This is a genomic window from Saccharothrix coeruleofusca, assembly GCF_014648515.1.
GTDB classification, from domain to species: Bacteria; Actinomycetota; Actinomycetes; order Mycobacteriales; family Pseudonocardiaceae; genus Actinosynnema; species Actinosynnema coeruleofuscum.
Window position 1 is genome coordinate 325 of sequence record NZ_BMRG01000013.1, and the last position, 21,954, is coordinate 22,278.

Annotated in this window: 6 protein-coding genes and 1 pseudogene; 5 read left to right on the forward strand and 2 right to left on the reverse strand. The window is 72.8% G+C overall.

Features of this window, described 5'->3' with window-relative positions; translation table 11 throughout:
• Together IEZ00_RS25850 and IEZ00_RS25855 are read right to left on the reverse strand one after the other, a co-directional pair.
• Positions 1 to 1,473, reverse strand: a 1,473-nt coding sequence (locus IEZ00_RS25850) for a beta-ketoacyl synthase N-terminal-like domain-containing protein (RefSeq protein WP_229796088.1), incomplete at its 3' end; no start/stop codon positions are given.
• Between the two features lie 312 nt (positions 1,474 to 1,785).
• On the reverse strand, positions 1,786 to 2,406 hold the full coding sequence (locus IEZ00_RS25855) for a pyridoxamine 5'-phosphate oxidase family protein (RefSeq protein WP_229796089.1): 621 nt from the start codon (positions 2,404 to 2,406) through the stop codon (positions 1,786 to 1,788).
• A gap of 280 nt (positions 2,407 to 2,686) precedes the next feature.
• Between IEZ00_RS25855 and IEZ00_RS25860 the strand changes: the two genes are divergently transcribed.
• The 5 genes and pseudogenes from IEZ00_RS25860 to IEZ00_RS25880 all read left to right on the forward strand — a co-directional run bounded on the left by IEZ00_RS25860 (position 2,687) and on the right by IEZ00_RS25880 (position 21,862).
• Positions 2,687 to 14,485 (forward strand): type I polyketide synthase, encoded by an 11,799-nt coding sequence (locus IEZ00_RS25860; RefSeq protein WP_189225945.1) that lies wholly within the window; start codon positions 2,687 to 2,689, stop codon positions 14,483 to 14,485.
• Positions 14,486 to 14,632: 147 nt separating this feature from the next.
• Positions 14,633 to 18,634 (forward strand): annotated as a pseudogene (locus IEZ00_RS25865) (type I polyketide synthase); the annotation flags it as partial.
• Positions 18,634 to 19,980 carry a crotonyl-CoA carboxylase/reductase gene (gene ccrA / locus IEZ00_RS25870; protein WP_189225947.1) on the forward strand — a complete coding sequence of 449 codons (1,347 nt, stop codon included), beginning with the start codon at positions 18,634 to 18,636 and terminating at the stop codon, positions 19,978 to 19,980. The pseudogene IEZ00_RS25865 and the gene ccrA, both read left to right, overlap by 1 nt.
• Positions 19,977 to 20,987, forward strand: a complete 1,011-nt coding sequence (locus IEZ00_RS25875) for a 3-oxoacyl-ACP synthase III family protein (RefSeq protein ID WP_189225948.1) — start codon at positions 19,977 to 19,979, stop codon at positions 20,985 to 20,987. Before ccrA ends, IEZ00_RS25875 begins: the two co-directional genes overlap by 4 nt.
• A complete protein-coding gene (locus tag IEZ00_RS25880) occupies positions 20,984 to 21,862 on the forward strand; it encodes a 3-hydroxybutyryl-CoA dehydrogenase (protein WP_189225949.1) in 879 nt (292 codons plus the stop codon). The genes IEZ00_RS25875 and IEZ00_RS25880 overlap by 4 nt, the downstream gene beginning before the upstream one ends.
• Positions 21,863 to 21,954: the final 92 nt, after the last annotated feature.

Genomic DNA, 21,954 nt, shown 5'->3' on the forward strand with positions numbered 1-21,954 from the left:
GGTCACCAACGAGTACGCAAGATCGACCAACGCCACATCCGGCCGCTCCACCACAAACGACCGCAACCGAGCAGCCTGACCACCCAACGCACCCAACCCACGAGCCGACAACACGAACGGCAACATCGCGGGTGACTGCCCGGAGTCCGCCTCACCGGTCCCAGGTCGCCCGTCCGAGGTGATCGGGTCGGATGGCGCTTCACCGACGACCAGGTGGCAGTTCGTACCACCCATCCCGAAGGAACTGACGCCGGCGATCAGCGGGTGGTCGGGTGCTTCCCACGGACCGTGGTTCTGCTGGACTCGGAGGTTGAGCTCGTCCAGGGCGATGTCCGGGTTCGCCCGCTCGAAGTTGAGACTGGCGGGGAGTTCGCGGTGGCGGATCGCCATCGCCACTTTGATCAGGCCGGCGACGCCCGCGGCCGCTCCCAGGTGCCCCACGTTCGTCTTGACCGACCCGACGGGCAGCGGTCGCGTTCGCGGGCGGGCGGAGCCCACGGCAGCGCCGAGGGCGGACGCCTCCACCGGGTCGCCTGCGGGCGTCCCGGTTCCGTGCAGCTCCACGTACTGGAGTTGCGTGGCGCTGATTCCAGCGCGCTCATGAGCCCGCCGCAGGACGTCCTGTTGTGCGGCTTCGTTGGGCTGGGTCAGGGCGCGACCGCTGCCGCCGTGGTTGACAGCGCTCCCGAGGATCACGCATCGCACGGTGTCACCGTCGGCGAGGGCGCGGTCGAGCCTCTTGAGCACCACCAGGCCGCCGCCTTCGCCTGGCACGTAACCATTCGCGCGAGCGTCGAAGGTGTAGCAACGGCCGTCGGGGGACAGCGGTCCCCAGCGGTCCGCGATGTCCAAGGACTCCGCCAGCAGGTTGAGCTGCACACCGCCCGCGACGGCGAGGTCCGACTCACCGGTGAGCAGGCTCTGGCAGGCCATGTGGACGGCGACCAGCGATGACGATTGGCCGCTGTCGACGGTCACGCTGGGCCCGCGCACGTCCAGGAAGTGGGAAAGCCGGTTGGCGATGACCGCGCGTTCGATGCCGGGGTAGGTGTGCTGCGACGCAGCGGTAGCACCGTTCCGGTGCGCGAGATGGGCGTAGTCGTCGGCGAAGGCACCCACGAAGACACCGAGTCGGCCGCCGCGAACGCTGTCCGGCACGATCCCCGCGTCCTCCAGCGCCTCCCACCCCAGCTCCAGCACGAGTCGCTGCTGCGGATCGGCGGCCGCCGCCTCTCGGGTGGACATGCCGAAGAACTCGGCGTCGAACTCGTCGACGGCGTCGAGGTACCCACCCCACGGGGGCGCGACGGTCCTGCCCGAGGCACCGCGTCCAGGACGTCCAGGCGGGCCATCGGTGATCGCGTGGCGTCCCGCAGCCAGAAGCCGCCACAGTTGCCCAGGCCCGTCTGCGCCGGGGAAACGGCACGACACGCCAATCACCGCGACTTCGCCACTCCGGGCGCGGACATCCACCTGGGTCGTCCCCTTCCACGTTCGCAAATCGCGTCCTCCGGGCCACCGCGGCCAGTGCCGGAAAATCAAGTCGAAGGCGCCAGAGATCCCGCCGGCACGGAGGTCCGGCGTGATTCACCGTCTCGGTTTTCGCGGTTCCCGGTCCCGGCCAGGTGTTTTCACGCACCCTGAACTACGGCGTGATCCCTGGCCATGGCCCGATCAACGCCGCGCACCGGACTTCACGCACCGCGGCTGCGGCGCAGTCGCACGAAGAGTGTGATCAATCGAGTGTCGAGAAAGCAGATCCAGCGGATGACGACGCGAGCACGGTCATCGGGCTCGCGGGAAGTCCCACCTGGTCGCGGATTCCCATTCGGCGATACCCGCCCAACCGTAGACCCGCTGGGGAGTCAACCGGAACACCGGCGCGCTCTGGCCGAACTGCGTGTGGACACGGCCTTCGGTCACCGAGAGCTTCCAGTCGTACTTCACCCCCACGGCTTCGGCGAGCACGTTGATCTCGTCGACCGCGATCACCCTGGAACAGCTGCCCTCGATCATCACCACGTCCTCGCCGACCTGCAGGTTCACCGAGGCCCGCGGGTTGACCTCCAGGAACCTGCCGCAGCGGTTCTGGCTGGAGAACAGGAAGGTGTCCTGATCCCAGACACCCCACAGGGGCCTGCTGTGCGGGACACCGTCCGGGCTGGTGGTGACCAGCCAGTACGTGTGCGCGGACGCCAGCAGGTTCTCCGCCCAGCTCCACGGTTTCGCCGGTCCCGGCGCGGTCTGGTTGAAGATGAATGCCGACGTCCCCGCCGGATCCTGCGTGTTCTCCAACAGCTCGGCAGTCATGTCGCCGTCCCTTCGCTCGTCTGTCGCGGGCGACCAGCGGGACGCACCCGTCCAGCTTCGCGGCCAATGCTTGCAGCGCGGCTGCGACACCGACACCCCACAAGGATCGCGCGGCTGGGGTCGTTCCACCGGTACGGCGACTAGGGGAGTTAGGGGGTGCCCGCGCTGACGCCGTCAGACCATGGTGGTTAACGCGACCGCCCAGAGGCAGTCTTGATCATGGCCCCACCCGAGCCTTCTTTCGGCGCGATTCGCCGGGCTGCCGGCCTCATCAGACGCCTGCCGCGTGTCCAGGGCACGTCAGGTCCGGGGTACGTCGACCACTCCGGGGTCCCCCGGACCACTGGAACAGACACAGACGGATGGGGTTTCTCCTGTGGAAAACGAGGAAAAGCTTCGCCAGTACCTCAAGATGGTCACGAGCGACCTGTACCAGGCTCGCAAGAGGATCACTGAGATGGAGGCCCAGGACACCGAGCCGATCGCCGTCGTCTCGATGGCCTGCCGCCTGCCCGGCGACGTCTGGTCGCCGGAGGACCTCTGGGAGCTGGTCTCCAGCGGGACCGACGCGATCGGCGACGCCCCGACCGACCGGGGCTGGGACATGGACAGCATCTTCGACCCGGAGCCCGGCAAGCCCGGCAAGACGTACTCCCGCGAGGGCGGCTTCATGTCCGGCCTGGCCGACTTCGACGCGGGTTTCTTCGGCATCTCCCCGCGCGAAGCCCTCGCCATGGACCCGCAGCAGCGGATCGTCCTCGAAGCCGCGTGGGAGTCGTTCGAACGCGCGGGCATCGACCCGGAGACCCTCCGCGGCACCAAGACGGGCGTGTTCATCGGCTCGAACACCCATGACTACGTGCCGCTGACCGTCACCGCGCCCCGCGAGGTCGACGGCTACCTGCTGCTGGGCAACGCGCCCAGCGTGCTCTCCGGCCGCGTCGCGTACATGTTCGGCTTCGAGGGCCCCGCTGTCACCGTCGACACCGCCTGTTCCTCCTCGCTGGTCGCGATGCACTACGCCATTCGGGCCCTGCGCCGCGGCGAGTCCACGATGGCCCTGGTCGGCGGCGTCGCGTCGATGTGCTCGCCACTGGTCATGGTCGACTTCGCCCGACAGCGCGGGCTCGCGCCCAACGGCCGGTGCAAGGCGTACGCGGACACCGCGGACGGCACCGGTTGGTCGGAGGGTGTCGGCCTGGTCCTGCTCGAGCGGCTCTCCGACGCGCGCGCCAACGGTCACCCGGTGCTCGCCGTCATCCGTGGTTCGGCGATCAACCAGGACGGCGCCTCCAACGGCCTGACCGCGCCCAACGGCCCCGCCCAACAACGGGTCATCCAGGCGGCGCTGGCCGACAGCCAGGTCCCGATGGAGCAGGTCGACCTGGTCGAGGGGCACGGCACCGGCACCCGGCTGGGCGACCCGATCGAGGCGCAGGCCCTGCTGGCCACCTACGGCCGCAAGAAGAAGGACGGCGAGCCGCTGTGGCTGGGCTCGCTCAAGTCGAACGTGGGTCACACCCAGGCGGCCGCGGGCGTCGCGGGCGTGATCAAGGCGGTGATGGCCATCCGCAACGGCGTCCTGCCCAAGACGCTGCACGTGGATGAGCCGACGCGCGAAGTGGACTGGTCGGCCGGTGGGGTCGAGGTGCTGACCGAGAACCGCCCGTGGCCGGAGAACGAGTGGCCGCGCCGGGCGGGTGTGTCGTCGTTCGGCATGAGCGGCACCAACGCGCACGTCATCCTGGAGGAGGCGCCCGCGCCGGAGCCGGTCGAGGCCGAGCCGGTGAGCGCACGGCCGACCGCCTTGCCCTTCCTGCTCTCCGCCCGCACTCCGCGGGCCCTGGCCGGTCAGGCGGCGCGGCTGCGCGACTGGCTCGCCGACGAGGACGTCGCCCTGCTCGACGTGGCGAACTCGCTCGCGCTGCACCGCGTGACGTTCGAGCACCGCGCCGCCGTGGTCGCGGGCGGCAAGGAGGACCTGCTCGCCCAGCTCGACCTGCTGGCAAGCGGCGGCAGCGGCGCCACGGCGGTCGTCGGCACCGAGTGCCGCGGACTCACCGCGGTGATGTTCCCCGGACACGGCCCGCAGCGCATCGGCATGGGCGCCCAGCTCGCGGCCGCGTTCCCCGTCTTCGCCGCGGCGTACTCGGAGGTCCTGGGGTTGCTCGACCCCGAGCTGCCGCGGATCATGGCCGAGGGCGGCCCGACGTTGGACCGGCCCGAGTACGCGCATCCCGCGCTGTTCGCGATCGAGGTGGCGCTCTACCGCCTGGTCCAGTCGTGGGGTCTGCGGCCCGACTACCTGCTCGGCCAGTCCTGCGGCGACATCGCGGCGGCGCACGTCGCGGGTGTGCTGTCGCTCAAAGACGCGGCCACCATGGTCACCGCCCGAGCACGGCTGATCCAGACCACGGCCGCGGGCGTGATGGCCACGGTCGCGGCAGGCGCCGACGTGGTGGAGCCGGTCATCGCCGACATCGAGGGCGTCTCGCTCTCCGGCGTCAACAGCCCGAGCGCGGTCACCATCTCGGGGCTGGAGGGCCCGGTCGAGGCGGCTGTGGCGCGGCTGTCCGAGCTCGGCTGCGCGACCCGCGTGGTGCGGGTCGACCGCGCGGGCCACTCGGCCACGATGGAGCCGATCCTGGCCCAGTTCCGGGCCGTGGTGGAGACCTTGACCTACTCGGCCCCGACCATCCCGATGGCGGTGCCCGCCGAGGTGCTGCGCACCCCCGAGTTCTGGGTCCGGCAGATGCGCGACACGGTGGACCTCGCGGGCGGCGTGGCCCGGCTGCGCGAGCACGGCGTCACCCGGTTCATCGAACTGTCGCCCGCCGCGTCGATGACCAGCCACGTGCGCGAGTGCTACGGCGACGAGCCGGTGGTGGTCGTGCCCGCCCTGCGCAGTCGGCGCGACGAGGTGGAGTGCGTCGCGACGGCGATGGCCACCCTGCACAACGCGGGCGTCGAGGTGGACTGGGCGGCCTTCTTCGCGGGCACCGGCGCGCAGCGCGTCGACCTGCCCACCTACGCGTTCGAGCGCGAACGCTTCTGGCTGGAGACCAGCCACGTCGGGGGGCACGACCTCGGCTCGATCGGCCTGCGCCCGGTGGACGCCCCGCTGCTGGGTGCGGGCGTCTCGCTGGCCAACGACGGCGGCTTCCTGTGCACCGGCAGGCTGTCGCTGTCCACCCAGCCCTGGCTCGCCGACCACGCCCTGTTCGACCGCGTCCTGCTGCCCGGCACCGCGTTCGTCGAGTTCGCGCTGCGCGCGGCGGACCAGGTCGGCTGCGAGCTGGTCGAGGACCTGACCATCGAGACCCCGCTGCTGCTGGAACGGGGCGGCGTGGCGCTGCAGATCGTGATCGGCGAGCCGGAGGAGTCCACCGGCCGACGGTCGATCACCATCTGGTCGCAGCAGCAGGACCCGGACTCACCCGACGTCGACGGGGCCTGGACGCGGCACGCCAGCGGCTTCGTCTCAGCGACCGCTGGTGTGCGCCGCGACGACCCCGAGATGGCCCAGTGGCCACCCGCCGGTGTCGAGGAGGTCGACCTCGGTGATCTCTACGAGAACTTCGCCGCGGCCGGGTACGGCTACGGGCCGGTGTTCCGCGGCCTGAAGGCCGCTTGGCTGCGTGACGGGGAAGTCTTCGCCGAGGTGGCCCTGCCCGAGCACGTGGGCGACGCGGGCGCGTACGGCATGCACCCCGCCCTGCTGGACGCCGCTCTGCACGCGATCGGGGTCACCGGCACCACCAGGGGCGTCATCCCGTTCACGTGGACGGGCGTCCGGCTGTACGCCGTCGGTGCTTCCGCGCTGCGCGTACGACTGACCCCTGTGGGGACGGACGCGGTGGCGCTGCTGGTCGCCGACGGGACGGGCCGCACGGTGCTGTCCGTCGACTCGCTGACCTTGCGGTCCGCCACCGCGGAGCAGATCGCCCAGGGCGCCCCCCGTGCCCACGACTCCCTCTACGAGATCGAGTGGATCTCCGCGGGTGAGGTCGAGGTCCCGTCGCCCACAGGCTGGGCGAACCTGGGCGGCGGAGCGCCCGCGACAGGCACGGCGTACGACGGCTTCCCCGCGCTGCGGGCCGCCCTCGACGCCGGCGGCGAGGCGCCCTCCGTGGTGCTGGCCGCTCCCGTTCACGGCCACGGTCGCGACACGGCCGAGGAGGTGCGCTCGGGTGTCAACCGGATGCTCGAACTGGTGCGCCACTGGCTGGCCGACGAACGGCTGGCCACCTCACGGCTGGTGCTGGTCACCCGCGGCGCGTTGGCCACCTACGACGGTGAGCACGTCGGTGACCTGGTCGGCGCGGCCCTGCACGGCCTGTTCCGCTCGGCGCGTGCCGAGCACCCCGGCAGGCTCGCCCAGGTCGACCTCGCACCCGGTGAGCCCGACGCGGCCGTGGTGGCGGCGCTCGGCGCCGGGGAGGACGAGATCGCGGTGCGCGCGGGCGCGGTCCTGGTGCCGCGCCTGGCCAAGGTCTCCTCCTCGACGACCCTCGCCGTGCCGGAGGGGGTGACCGCGTGGCGCCTGTCCGCCCCCCGCCCCGGCACCCTCGACGGGCTCGCCCTGGTCGACTCGCCGGAGGCGGTCGCGCCCCTGGCCGAGGGCTGGGTGCGGGTGGCCGTCCGGGCCGCGGGCATGAACTTCCGGGACGTCATGTCCACCCTCGGCCTGGTGCGCGGTCAGGAAGTGCTCGGCGGCGAGGGGGCGGGCGTGGTGACCGAGGTGGGCCCCGGCGTCACCGACCTCAAGCCCGGCGACCGGGTGATGGGCCTGTTCTACGGGCCGTTCGGGCCACTGGCCGTGGCCGACCAGCGGATGGTGGTGCCGATCCCGGACGGGTGGTCCTACCTGCAGGCATCGACCGTCCCGATCACCTACCTGACCGCGTACTTCGGGCTGGTCGACGTGGCCGACCTGCGCCCCGGCGAGTCCGTGCTCATCCACGCCGCCGCCGGCGGCGTCGGCATAGCGGCCGTGCAGCTGGCCGCCCACCTGGGCGCCGAGATCTTCGCCACCGCCAGCCCCGCCAAGTGGGCCGCCGTCCACGAGCTCGGCATCCCCCGCGAACGGATCTCGAACTCCCGCACCGCGCAGTTCGAACCCGACCTGCTCGGCGCCACCGGCGGCCGCGGCGTCGACGTGGTCCTCAACTCGCTGACCAACGAGCTCGTGGACGCCTCGCTGCGGCTGCTGCCGCGCGGCGGCCGGTTCGTCGAGATGGGCAAGACCGACATCCGCGACGCCGGTTGGGCGGCCGACACGTTCCCCGGTGTGCGGTACCAGGCCTTCGACCTGCTCGAGGTGGCGCCGGAACGGGTGCACGAGATGCTGGTCGAGGTGCTGGAGCTGTTCGACCGCGGCGTTCTGACCCTGCCTCCGATCGCCACCTGGGACGTCCGCCGGGCGCCGGACGCGTTCCGCTTCCTCAGCCAGGCCCGGCAGGTCGGCAAGATCGCCCTCACCATCCCGGTTCCCCCCGATCCGGCCGGGACCGTGCTGCTGACCGGCGCCTCCGGCACGCTGGGCGGTCTGGTCGCCCGGCACCTGGTCGCCGAGCGCGGCGTGCGCAACCTGGTGCTGGCGAGCAGGCGCGGCCCGGACGCCCCCGGCGCCGCCGAGTTCGCCGCCGAGCTGACCGGGCTCGGCGCCTCGGTGACGACCGTCGCCTGCGACGTCGCCGACCGCGAGTCGCTGCTCGGCGTGCTGGCCGCGATCCCGGCCGAACACCCGCTGACCGCGGTCGTGCACGTCGCGGGCGTCAGCGATGACGGCGTCGTCGGCTCGCTGACGACCGAGCAGGTCGACAACGTGCTGCGTCCCAAGGTGGACGCCGGTTGGCTGCTCCACGAGCTGACCGAGGACCTCGACCTGTCCGCTTTCGTGCTGTTCTCCTCCGCGGTCGGGGCACTGGGCGCGCCGGGCCAGGCCAACTACGCCGCCGCCAACGCGTTCCTGGACGCTCTTGCCCGGCACCGCCGCGCGTTGGGGCTGCCCGCCGTCTCGCTCGACTGGGGTCTGTGGGCCACCGCGAGCCAGATGTCGGCCTCGCTGCGGGAGGCCGACTGGGAGCGGATGACGCGCTCCGGCATCAAGGCGATATCCGACGAGGAAGGTCTGGCCCTCTTCGACGCGGCCCTCACCGTCGGCGCCCCGGTGGTGCTGCCGGTCCGGCTCGACCTGGCCGCGTTCCGCGGCCAGGTGCCGCCCGTGCTGCGCAACCAGGTCTCCGGGCGGGTGCGACGTGCCGTCGTCGCCAGTGGCGGCGACGCGGGCTCGTGGACCCGCCGTCTGCTCGCCCGGCCGCCCGCCGCCCGGCATCGGATCGTGCTGGACGCGGTCGCCGCCGAGACCGCGGCCGTGCTCGGGCACACCTCGGCGTCGAGCCTGTCGCCGGACCGGGCCTTCAAGGACATCGGCTTCGACTCGCTGGCCTCGGTGGAGCTGCGGAACCGGATCACCGCGCTCACCGGCCTGCGGCTGCCCCCGACGGTGGTCTTCGACTACCCGAGCCCCGCTTCGCTGGCCGACTACGTGCTCGGCGAGGTGGTCAGCGCCAACTCCTCCGCGCAGGCGACGCCCGCGGTCGCCACGGCCGACACCAGCGGCGACCCGGTCGTCATCGTCGGCATGGCCTGCCGCTACGGCGGTGGGGTCGACTCGCCGGAGGCGCTGTGGGCGATGGTCGAGCAGGGCCGGGACGCCGCCGCGGAGTTCCCGTCCGACCGCGGCTGGAACCTGGCCGAGCTGTTCGACCCCGAGCCCGGCCGCTCGGGCACGACCAACACCAGGGCGGCGGGCTTCCTGCCCGGCGCGACCGAGTTCGATCCCGAGTTCTTCGGCATCTCGCCGCGTGAGGCCACCGCGATGGACCCGCAGCAGCGTCTGCTGCTGGAGTCGGCGTGGGAGGCGTTCGAGCGCGCCGGCATCGACCCGTCGGCGACGCGCGGCACGAGGACCGGCGTGTTCGTCGGCCTCAGTGCCAACGACTACGGCAACCTGCTCGCGCGCGAGTCGCGGGGGCTGGAGGGCCACCTGCTGACCGGCACGGCGGCCAGCGTGGCCTCGGGCCGCATCGCCTACGAGTTCGGCCTCGAAGGACCCGCGCTGACGGTCGACACCGCCTGCTCGTCCTCGCTGACCACGGTGCACATGGCGGCCCAGGCGCTGCGCAGCGGTGAGTGCGACCTCGCCTTGGCAGGCGGTGCGGCAGTGATGGCCACACCGGTGGTGTTCCAGGAGTTCGCGCTGCAGGGCGGCCTCTCCCCGGACGGCCGCTGCCGGGCGTTCGGCGCGGACGCGGACGGCACCGGCTGGGCCGAGGGCGTCGGACTGCTCGTGCTGGAGCGCCTGTCCGACGCCCGCCGCAACGGCCACCAGGTCCTCGCGGTGGTCAAGGGCTCCGCGGTGAACCAGGACGGCGCCTCCAACGGCCTGACCGCGCCCAACGGCCGCTCGCAGCAGCGCGTGATCCGGGAGGCGCTGGCCAACGCCGGCGTCTCGGCCGCCGACGTGGACGTCGTGGAGGGACACGGCACCGGCACCAGGCTCGGCGACCCGATCGAGGTGCAGGCGCTGCTGGCGACGTACGGGCGGGAGCACACCGAGGAGAGCCCGCTCTGGCTCGGCTCGCTGAAGTCGAACCTGGGCCACGCGCAGGCGGCGGCAGGCGTGGCAGGCGTGATCAAGATGGTGCAGGCGCTGCGGCACGGCCTGCTGCCCCGGACGTTGAACGCCGAGAAGCCCACCCCGCACGTGGACTGGTCGGACGGCGCGGTGAAGCTGCTGACCGAAGCCCGGCACTGGCCGGAGCGCGACCGGCCCCGGCGCGGCGCCGTCTCCGCGTTCGGGATCAGCGGCACCAACGTGCACGTGGTGCTGGAGCAGGCACCGGAACCGGAGCAGCCGCCCGCCGCGCCCGAGTCCGATCGGGTGCTCGCGCCATCGGTCAAGCCGTTCGTCATCTCGGCGCGCGGCGCGGCGGCACTGCGCGGTCAGGCAGCCAGGCTCAACGCCTACCTCGCCGAGCACCCTGGAGTGGACCTCGACGCGCTCGGGCGTTCGCTCGGCGGCCGAGCCGCGTTGGAGCACCGGGCCGTGGTCCTCGCCCAGGACCTGGGCGAGCTGACGGCGGGGCTCACCGCGATCGCCGCCGACACGGCGGAGTCCAACGCGGACGTCGTGCTGGGCGAGGGTGGTGGCCTGAGCAGGCCGGTCTTCGTCTTCGCCGGCCAGGGTGGCCAGTGGCGTGGCATGGCCGTGGACCTGTGGCGCACCAGCCCGCTGTTCGCCGCGGCCATGACCGAGTGCGACGCCGCGCTGGCCCCGCACGTCGACTGGAACGGCGCCACCCTGCTGGACGTCCTCACCGGTGCCGAGGACGCGCCCGGCCTGGACCGGGTGGACGCGGTGCAGCCCGCGCTGTTCGCGGTCATGGTGTCGCTGGCCCGGCTGTGGCGCTCGCTCGGGGTCGAGCCCGCCGCGGTGGTCGGTCACTCCCAGGGCGAGATCGCGGCCGCCGTGGTGGCCGGTGTCCTCACCCTGGCCGACGGCGCCCACATCGCCGCGCTGCGCTCGCGCTTGATCGCCGGCCTGACCGCGCGCGGCGGCATGGCCTGGATCGGCCTGCCGGTCGCCGGGGTCCAGGAACGGCTCGCCGACTACGCCGGGCTCGGCGTCGCCGCGGTCAACGGGCCGCGGTCGGTGGTCGTCTCCGGCCCCGCCGACGAGTTGCAGAGCATGTGCGCGGCGCTCGCGGCCGAGGAAGTCCCGGTGCGCAAGCTGCTGGTCGATTACGCGTCGCACTCGCAGGAGGTGGAGGAGCTGCGCGCCGAACTCGTCGACGCGCTGGCCGACATCGCGCCTTCCGAGGCGGAAGTGCCGTTCTACTCCACGGTCACCGGCGAGCGGGTCGACGGCACCGAGCTGAACGCCGACTACTGGTACCACAACCTCCGGGAGACGGTGCGGTTCAGCACGGCCGTCGAGGCCCTCCTCGACGACGAGCACAGCTGCTTCGTGGAGCTCAGCGCGCACCCGACGCTGGTCGACGCGGTCGAGACGGTGGCCCAGGCGCGAAACGTCGACGTCACCACGTCGTGGTCGTTGCGGCGGGACGGCGGTGATGTCGAGTTCACCCGCTCGCTGGCCCGAGCCTTCGCGCACGGGGCACCGGTGCGCTGGGTGACGGCATTCCCCGCAGGAGCGCGAATCGACCTGCCCACGTACGCGTTCCAACACCGCCGGTTGTGGGTCGAGACCGCGGGCGCGGCGACCGCGAGTGCCGCCGACCTCGGACTGATGTCGGCCGACCACCCCCTGTTGGGCGCCGCCGTGGAGCAGGCGGGCGACGACCGGGTGCTGTTCACCGGCAGGTGGTCGCTGGCGACCCAGCCGTGGCTGGCCGACCACGTCGTGCTCGGCACCCTCCTGCTGCCGGGGGCCGCCTTCGTCGAGCTGGTCACCCACGCCGGGCGGCACGTCGACTGCGCCCGCCTGGAGGAGCTGATCTTCCAGGCGCCGCTGGTGCTTTCGCCGACCTCGGGCGTGGCCGTGCAGGTCGCGGTCGGCGCGGCTGACTCCACCGGTCGGCGTTCGGTCACGGTGCACTCGCGGCGCACCGAATCCGGCGCGGGCGGCAAGTGGACCCTGCACGCGGAAGGCACGCTCGCCCCTGTCGGCACCGGCCCGGCGCCGGGCGATCTGAGGGTCTGGCCGCCAACCGGTGCGCAGGCGGTCGACGTGACCGGCGTCTACGCGCGACTCGCCGAGCGCGGGTACACCTACGGGCCTGCCTTCGCCGGGATCCGCGCGCTGTGGCGGGACGGCGAGGACATGTACGGCGAGGTCGCGCTGCCCAGCGTCGTCCACACCGAGGCGGGGCGGTTCGGCCTGCACCCGGCGCTGCTGGACGCCGCGCTGCAGGTGCCGGTCGCCGGACTGGTCGACAGCGAGAACGGGGCGGTGATGCCGTTCTCCTGGAGCGGCATCACCGTGCGCACCCGAGGGGCGAGCTCGCTGCGGGTCGCTTTCCGACGCACGGGCCCCGACTCCTCCACCATGCTGCTCGCCGATGGCGCGGGCGAGCCCGTCGCCTCGTTCGACTCCATCGTCGCGCGGCCGGTCAGTCGCGAGCAGCTGCGCATCGCCATGGACAACGCGACCGACACCAACGTCGACGACGAGCACTACCGCGTGGAGTGGCGCACGCTGCCCAGCGGCACGCGCCCGCCGATCAACGGCACCTGGCTGGCGGTGGTGGCCGAGGGGCAACCGGCCGACGGCTGGGCCGCGGAAACCGCGCGCCGCCTCGCCGACCACGCGCCCGGCCTGGTGACCTGGGCGGTACCGGGCGGGCACCTCGACCGGGCGGCGCTGGCCCAGCGGCTGCGCGAACTCGCGACCAACGGCGCGAAGCCGGTCGGGGTGCTGTCGCTGCTGGCCGAGGACGAGACCCCGTGCGACGACTCGGCGGCGCTGTCACGAGGGCTCGCGGGCACGGTGGTGCTCACCCAGGCCCTGCTCGACGCCGAGCTCGACGTCCCGCTCTGGGCGGTGACCCGCGGCGCGGTGGCGACCGGTCCCCAGGACCGCATCGGCTCGCCCACCCAGGCGCTGGTCTGGGGCTTCGGGAGGGTCGCCGGTCTGGAACACCCCCGGCTCTGGGGTGGCCTGATCGACCTGCCGGAGACGGTGGACGACCACGCGATCGCCGAACTGGCCGGTGTGCTCGCGGGCGGCGACGAGAACGAGGTCGCCGTGCGACCGCAGGCCGTCCTGGCCCGCCGTCTGGTCAGGGCGGCCACGCCCGAGCGGGAGCCGACCCGCTGGCGGACCAGCGGCACCGCGCTCGTGACGGGTGGCACGGGTGGCCTCGGCGCCGAGGTGGCCCGCTGGCTCGCCGACCGCGGTGCCGAACACCTGGTGCTCGCCAGCCGCAGCGGCGCCGACGCGGCCGGTGCGCGGCAATTGGTCGAGGAACTGGCCGCCAAGGGCGTCTCGGCCTCGGTGGTGGCCTGCGACGTCACGGACCGGGCCGCCGTGGCCGAACTGCTGGCCCGCGTTCCCGCCGAGCACCCGCTGACCACCCTCGTGCACGCCGCCGCCAGCCTCGACGGCGGGGCGATCGCCGACATGACGCCTGGCGGGTTCGGCGACATCATGGCGGCCAAGGTGCTCGGCGCGGCGCACTTCGACGAGCTGCTCGACCACGACAGCGTCCAGACGGTGCTGTTCGGCTCCATCTCGGCGACCTGGGGCGTCGGCAACCAGTCCGCGTACTCGGCTGCCAACGCCTACCTCGACGCCCTGGCCCGGCAGCGGCACGACCGCGGCGGCCGCACCGTCTCGGTGGCGTGGGGCCCGTGGGAGGCGGGCATGCTGACCCACGACGAGGAGATGGCCGACTCGCTGCGCCGCGGCGGTCTGCCCCTGCTGCGGGTGGACTCCGGACTGGCGACCCTGGACCGGGTCCTCGCCGAGGACGAGCCGTGCCCGGTGGTGGCCAGAGTCGAGTGGGCCCGGTTCCACCCCCGGTTCACCTCGCTGAGGCCCAGCCCGCTGCTGGCCGACCTGCCCGAGGTGCGCGCGTTGTCCACAGTGGACTCGCCGAGCTCGGCCACCCGCGGTGTGGCCCTGATCGAGAAGCTCACCGCGCTGCCCGAGGAGGACCGGGAACCGGCGGTGCTCGACCTGATCTGCTCGCACGTCGCGACCGTGCTCGGCTACGACTCCGCGGAGCAGGTCGACCGCAAGCGGGCCTTCAAGGACGTCGGCTTCGACTCGCTGCTCGCCGTCCAGCTGCGCAACCGGCTCAACACGGCGACGGGGTTGCGGTTGCCCGCAACGCTCGTGTTCGACTACCCGAATCCGACGAGCCTCGCGTCGTTCCTGCGCTCCGAAGTGGCCGATAGTGTGCCATCACCGACGGACGCGGCACTCGCCGAGTTCGACCGGCTGGAGGCGTCCCTGTCCTCGATACCGTCCGAGAACGCGGAAGTGCGCGATGTGCTCGTCAGCCGGGCGCGAGAGCTGCTCAGCAGGCTTTCGGGCCCGGCGCGGGCCGCGAACAGCGGAGGCGATGTGGCGATGCTGACCGCGGCTTCCGATGACGAGCTGTTCAGCTTCATCAACACGCAACTCGGCCGCCAGGACGAGTGACCCGCACACCTGCGGGCGAACGTGCTGTTGCGTCGGTGAGAGGTCGAGGAGCAGATGGACAACGAGGACAAGCTACGCCGCTACCTGAAGGTGGTCACGGCGGATCTCATGCAGGCCCGCAAGCGGTCGGAGGAGCTCGAGCGGAGGGCGGGCGAGCCGATCGCGATCATCGGCATGGCCTGCCGCTATCCGGGGGGCGTGCGCTCACCGGAGGATCTCTGGGAGCTGGCGGTCACCGGCCGGGACGCGATCACCCCGTTCCCGGACGACCGGGGGTGGGACCTGGACTCGCTCTACGACCCCGACCCGGATCGCCCCGGCACCAGCTCCACCCGGCAGGGCGGCTTCCTGGCCGACGTCGCGGACTTCGACGCCGGGTTCTGGGGCATCTCGCCCCGCGAGGCCGTCGCCATGGACCCGCAGCAGCGACTGCTGCTGGAGACGTCGTGGCAGGCCCTCGAAAGGGCCCGGATCGATCCGCACTCGCTGCACGGCAGCGCGACCGGGGTGTTCGTGGGCCCGAGCGTGACCGACTACGCCGCCCTGCTGGCGCGCTACCCGACCGGGTTCGAGGGGCTCCTGCTCGGCGGCCTGGCAGGAGCCATCATCTCCGGCAGGATCTCCTACCTGCTGGGGCTGGAAGGGCCCGCGGTGACCGTGGACACCGGTTGTTCCTCCTCGCTGACCGCCCTGCACCTCGCGGCGGGTGCGCTGCGCGCCGGGGACTGCTCGCTCGCCCTGGTCGGTGGCGTTTCCGTGCTGGTCACGCCGGGCTCGTTCGTCGAGTTCAGCATCCAGCGCGGACTCGCCCCGGACGGCCGGTGCAAGTCCTTCGGCGACGCCGCGGACGGCACGTCCTGGGCCGAGGGCGTCGGCATGGTGGTGGTCGAGCGGCTTTCCGACGCCCGCCGCCACCGGCACCCGGTCCTGGCGGTGCTGCGCGGCTCGGCGATCAACCAGGACGGGGCGTCGAACGGGCTGACCGCGCCGAGCGGCCCGTCCCAGCAGCGGGTGATCCGGCGCGCGCTGGCCGCGGCCGGGCTCAAGTCCTCCGACATCGACGCCGTCGAGGCGCACGGCACCGGCACGACGCTGGGCGATCCGATCGAGGCCCAGGCGCTGCTGGCCACCTACGGGCGGGACCGGCGGCCCGGTCGCCCGCTGTTCCTGGGCTCGCTGAAGTCCAACCTGGGCCACAGCCAGTCCGCCGCCGGGGTGGGCGGTCTGATCAAGACGGTGATGTCGCTGCGGCACGGCGTGTTGGCACCGACGCTGCACGCCGACCCGCCGTCCACAGAGGTCGACTGGACGGCGGGCGACATCGAGCTCCTGCACCAGTCGCGGCCGTGGCCGGAGACGGAGGACCGGCCCCGGCGTGCCGCCGTTTCCGCCTTCGGCATCGGCGGCACCAACGCGCACGTCATTCTCGAGGCGGTGTCCGAAGAGGAGGCTGGACGAGAGGGCGACGGCGTCGCGCACCGCACGCTCGCGGCCGTGCCCTGGCCGGTTTCCGGCCGCACCGCGGCCGCCATGCGCGCCCAGGCCGCGCGGCTGGCCGCTTTCCTGACCAACCGGGCCGAACCGGCCGACCCCACTGACGTCGGGTACTCACTGGCCACCACTCGCGCCGCCCTGGAGCACCGCGGGGTGGTCGTGGCCGCCGATCGGGACGGCCTGCTCGCCGGGCTCACCGCACTCGCTCAGGGCACACCGGACGCCGCGGTCACGACAGGCGCCACCGTGCGCGGCCGGCTGGCCTTCCTGTTCACCGGTCAGGGGGCGCAGAAGCTGGGCATGGGCCGTGAGCTCTACGCGGAGCACCCCGTCTTCGCCGAGGCGTTCGACGCCGTCTGCGCGCGACTGGACGGTCCGATCGGCCGTTCGCTGCGCGAGCTGACCTTCGCCGACGACGACGCGCTGGGCCTGCTCGACCGCACCGGATTCGCCCAGCCCGCCCTCTTCGCCGTCGAGACCGCCCTGTTCCGGCTCGTCGAATCGTGGGGTGTGCGGCCGGATTTCGTCGCGGGGCACTCCATCGGCGAGGTCACCGCCGCGCACGTGGCCGGGATACTGTCCCTTGAGGACGCTTGCGCGCTGGTCGCCGCCCGTGCCCGGCTCATGCAGGGCATGTCGCCCGGCGGCGCGATGGTCGCCGTGCGCGCGGCCGAAGAAGACGTCCTGCCGATGCTGGATCGACTGGACGGTCTCGTGTCCGTCGCCGCTGTGAACGGTCCCGCCTCGGTGGTGCTCTCCGGCGACGAGAAGGCGCTCGCCACAGTGGTCGAGAGATTGGCCGACAAGGGTGTCCGCTCGCGCGAACTGCGGGTGAGCCACGCTTTCCACTCACCGCGGATCGACTCGATCCTGGCCGACTTCCGGTCGGCGATCGAGGGCATCTCCTACGCCGCACCGCGCATCCCGGTCGTGCCGCTCGCACCGGGCGACGCGGACCGGGGCGAGCGGATGCGCTCGGCGGACTACTGGGTCGCCCAGGCCCGTGCGGCGGTGCGGTTCCTGGACGGTGTCGTGCGCCTGGGCGAGGCCGGTGTCACCACCTTCCTGGAGCTCGGGCCGGGCGGCGTCCTCACCGCCCTGGGCCGGGACTGCCTGCCCCCTGCCGGTCCGGACGTTCCGGAGCGGGCCTTCGTGCCGACGCTGCGTCAGGGTCGGGCCGAGTCGGCCGCGCTGATGGACGCGGTGGCCGCCCTTTTCGTCCGCGGTGTGCCGGTCGACTGGCGCGCGGTGTACGCGGGCACCGGCGCGGCCCAGCTCGACCTGCCCACGTACGCCTTCCAGCGCCGCCGCTACTGGCTGGTCGATCACCTGCCCTCGGGTGCGAGCCTGCTGGCCGACCAGGGCGTGGCAGGCGGGAAGGGCGTCCCACCGCCGGACGCCGTGCCCGCCGAGGCGATCCCGCGAATGCCCTCCGTGCGCGGCAGGTTGGCCGGTCGCCCGCGCCAGGAGTGGGCGGAGATCCTGCTCGCCGAGGTGCGCCACCAGGCGGCGCAGCTGATGGGCTACGACGCGCCCGAGGACGTGGACGCCCAGCGGGGCTTCGCCGAGCTGGGCTTCGACTCGCTGACCGCGGCCTGGATGACCGAGCGACTGGGGGCCGTCACCGGTCTGGAGCTGCCCCGCGCCCTGGTGATCGACTGGCCGACGCCGTACGCGGTCGCCACCCACCTGGCCGACCGCTTCGCCGCGCTCGACGACCTCGAACCGCTTCCGGTCGCCCCCGCCGCCGCACCGGCGGGTCCGTCGCCTGCGGCCGAGAGCCCGGCCACGCCACCCGCGACCGAACCGCTGCCCGCGCTGTTCGCCCAGGCCTGCGCGCAGGGGCAGGTGCGGGACGGGTTGGAGATGCTGGCCGTCGCCGCCCGGCTGCGGGTGAGCGCCGTCTCGCCGCCGATGCGGGCGCCGGTCAGTTTCTCCCGTGGACTCGCGGGCCCGACTCTGATCTGCATCCCGTCCGTGGTCGCGCCCTCCAATGTCTACCAATACGCGCGGATGGCGGACGCGCTGCGCACGACGCACAACATGGCCGTGCTGCCGTTGACCGGCTACGCCGACCACGAGACCCTCTCCCCGACCCGAACCGACCTGGTGGCCGCGGTCGCCGAGGCGGTCCGCGGCAGTGTGACCGGCCCCTACGTCCTGGTCGGGTACTCCTCCGGCGGTTGGATCGCGCACGCGGCAGCCGCCCTGCTCAAGGATTCCGGCACCGCACCGGAGTCACTCGTGCTGCTGGACAGCCACCTGCCCGGCAGCGCGGGTCTGGCCGAGATCCAGTTCGACCTGCTCGGCGACGCGTACGCCGAGTGGACCGCGACGCAGCCGCCGCGCGGCGCCGAGCTGACCGCGATGGCACACCACCTGCGGCTGTTCGACGACTGGGCACCCGCCGAGATCAGCGGCGTGCCGACACTGCTGCTGCGCGCCACCGAGCGGATGGGCGGCCAGCCCCGCACAAGCGAGCACTGGCAGGCCCGCTGGGGCCCCGACCACGACGCCGTCGACGTGCCCGGCACGCACCTGAGCATGGTCGACGAACACGCCGCGAGCACCGCCTCGGCGATCACCGGCTGGCTGGCCCGACGGCCTGAGCACTTTCGCCATCCTTCGACGGATGTGACTTCTTGGGAGCGATGATGACGACACTGTCGGAGGCCGTGCTCGGCGGCGGGACACCCGAGGAGTTGCTGCGGGCGCCGGTCCCGCAGTCCTACCGGGCGGCGCACCTCAGCGTCGAGGACACCGACCTCTTCCTCGGCGTGCAGGACAAGGACGTGCGCAAGTCGCTGCGGGTCGGCGACGTGCCCATGCCCGAGCTGGCGCCGGACGAGGTGCTGATCGCGGTGATGGCCAGCGCCGTCAACTACAACACCGTCTGGTCGGCGATGTTCGAGCCGCTGCCGACCTTCAAGTTCCTCAAGCAGTTCGCCCGCCAGGGCGGCTGGGCCGCGCGCCACGACCAGCCCTACCACGTGGTCGGCTCGGACTGCGCGGGTGTGGTCGTGCGGACCGGGTCGGGCGTGCGCCGCTGGAACGTCGGCGACCACGTGGTGGTCAGCCCGATCCAGGTGGACGACCAGGAGCCCGCCACCCACGGCGACGGCATGCTCGGCGAGGAGCAGCGCGCCTGGGGGTTCGAGACCAACTTCGGCGCCCTGGCCGACTACACCGTGGCCAGGGCCAGCCAGCTCATCCCCAAGCCCGCCCACCTGAGCTGGGAGGAGGCCGCGGTCAACCCGCTGTGCGCGGGCACCGCCTACCGCATGCTGGTCGGCCGCAACGGCGCCCGGCTCAAGCAGGGCGACGTGGTGCTGGTCTGGGGCGCGGCGGGCGGCCTCGGCGGCTACGCCGTGCAGTTCGCCAAGAACGGCGGCGCGACCCCGGTCGGCATCGTCAGCTCCCCCGAGAAGGCCGCCGCGGCCCGCGCCCTGGGCTGCGACATCGTCATCGACCGCAACGAGTTCGGGCTGCGCGGCGACCCCTCCGACGACCCGGCCGAGGTGGTGGCCATCGGCAAGCGGCTGGGCTCGCTCATCCGCGAGCGCGCGGGCCGCGACCCCGACATCGTGTTCGAGCACGTCGGCCGGGCCACCTTCGGCGTCTCCCTGTTCGTGGCCGCCCGCGGCGGCGTGGTCGTCACCTGCGGGTCGAGCAGCGGTTACCAGCACGTCTACGACAACCGGTACCTGTGGATGCGGCTGAAGCGGGTCATCGGCAGCCACGCGGCCAACATGCGGGAGCAGTTCGAGTGCGGTGACCTCATCAGCTCCGGTCGGATCAGGCCCACGATGTCGGCGGTCTACCCGCTCACCGAGATCGGCGAGGCGGCCCGGCTCGTGCAGACCAACGGGCACCTGGGCAAGGTCGCCGTGCTGTGCCAGGCGCCGAGGGCCGGACTCGGCGTCACCAACCCGGAACTGCGGGCGCGGCTCGGGGCCGACCAGCTCGCCCCGCTGATGAACCTCGCTGGAGGAGGCCAATGAGCACGCGCGCCATCGGACTGCTGGGCACCGGGTCCTACCTGCCGGAGCGGGTGGTGACCAACGAGGAAGTCGCCGCCATGACGCCGGACGCCACCGCCGAGTGGATCCTGCGCAAGACCGCCATCAGCACCCGCCGCTGGGCCGCCGAGAACGAGGCCACGTCGGATCTCGCCGCGGCCGCCGCCGTGGCCGCCCTGGAGCACGCGGGTCTGTCGGTGGACCGCGTCGGCTACCTGATCGTGTCGACCTCCACCGGTGACTTCCCCCAGCCGCCCACCGCCAGCCTCGTGCAGCAGCTGATCGGCGCCCAGAACGCGGCGTGCCTGGACATCAACACCGTCTGCGCGGGCTTCGTCTACGGCCTGGAGCTGGCCCGCGGCCTGGTCGCCACCCACCCCGGCGCCAAGGCGCTGGTCGTGGCGGCCGACCTGTACTCGCGAATCCTGGACTTCGACGACCGGCGCACCTGCGTGCTGCTCGGCGACGGGGCCGGGGCGGCCGTGGTCGGCGAGGTGGCCGAGGGCTACGGCATCCTCGACGTCGACCTGAGCACCAGCGGCGAGCACCAGGACCTGATCAAGGTCAACGCGGGCGGCAGCCGGGTTCCGACCTCGGCCCGGACCGTCGCCGACGGCGGCCACTTCTTCACCATGCGGGGTCGTGGCGTGCGGGACTTCGTCTTCGACAACGTGCCGCCCGCCATCGACAAGCTGCTGGCCTCGGTGTCGCTGGACGCCGACCAGGTCGACTTCTTCGTGCCGCACCAGGCCAACGGGGTGCTGCTGGACGAGCTGGTGGTCCGCTGTGGACTGACCGGGGCGCACACCGCCAAGACCGTGGAGCAGTACGGCAACGTCGGCAGCGCCTCGGTTCCGGTGGCCCTGGACCACGTCGTCAAGTCCGGCCAGGTGCGGCCGGACGACCTGCTCGTGCTGTCGGCCTTCGGCGGCGGCATGTCCATGGGCAACTGCGTGATCCGGTGGTCCGAGGCCGGGGGCGCGCGATGAGCGTGGAGCGCGTCGGCGTCATCGGCTGCGGGGCCATGGGCGCGGGCTTCGCCGAGGTGTGCGCCCTGGCCGGGCTGCCCGTGCAGGTCGTCGTGCGCGACGCCGACTCCGCGCGCCGGGGCCGGGAGCGGCTGACCGGGTCGCTGGAACGCCTGGTGCGCAAGGAGAAGATCAGCCCCTCGGACCGTGACCAGGCCATCGCCCGGCTCGCCTTCTCCCAGGAGCTCAAGGACCTGCGCGACTGCCAGTTCATCCTGGAGTCCATCGCCGAGGACCTGGTCGTCAAGCAGCGCCTGTTCGAGGAGCTCGACGCCGTCGTGGCCGAGCCGGGGGCCGTGCTCGCCTCCAACACCTCGTCCATCCCGATCATGAAGCTGGCCATGGTCACCGGCGATCCCGGCCGGGTCGTCGGCGTGCACCTGTTCAACCCGGTGCCGGTCATGGGCCTGGTCGAGGTCACCCCGTCGCTGCGCACCAGCGCCCAGACCCTGGCCACCACCAGCTCCTTCGTCACCGACGTGCTCGGCAAGCAGGTCGTGCTGTCCACCGACCGCCCTGGGTTCGTGGTCAACTCCCTGCTCATCCCGTACCTGATCTCCGCCGTGCGCATGCTGGAGTCCGGCGTCGCCTCCGCCGCCGACATCGACCGCGCCATGGTCCTGGGCTGCGGCCACCCGCTCGGGCCCCTGGGCCTGGTCGACCTGATCGGCCTGGACATCATCGCCTCGGTGGGCCAGTCGATGTACGAGGAGCTCAAGGACCCCCAGTACGCGCCTCCCACCCTGCTGCTGCGCATGATCGAGGGCGGCTTCCTGGGCCGCAAGAGCGGCCGGGGCTTCCACGACTACTCCCCCGCCGCCCGGAAAGCGGGCTGACCCCATCGCCGCGAAGGCCGACGAGCGACCACGCTCGTCGGCCTTCGCGTTTCCCGGCTCAACCCTCGACCGGGCGAAACCCGCCGCACTCC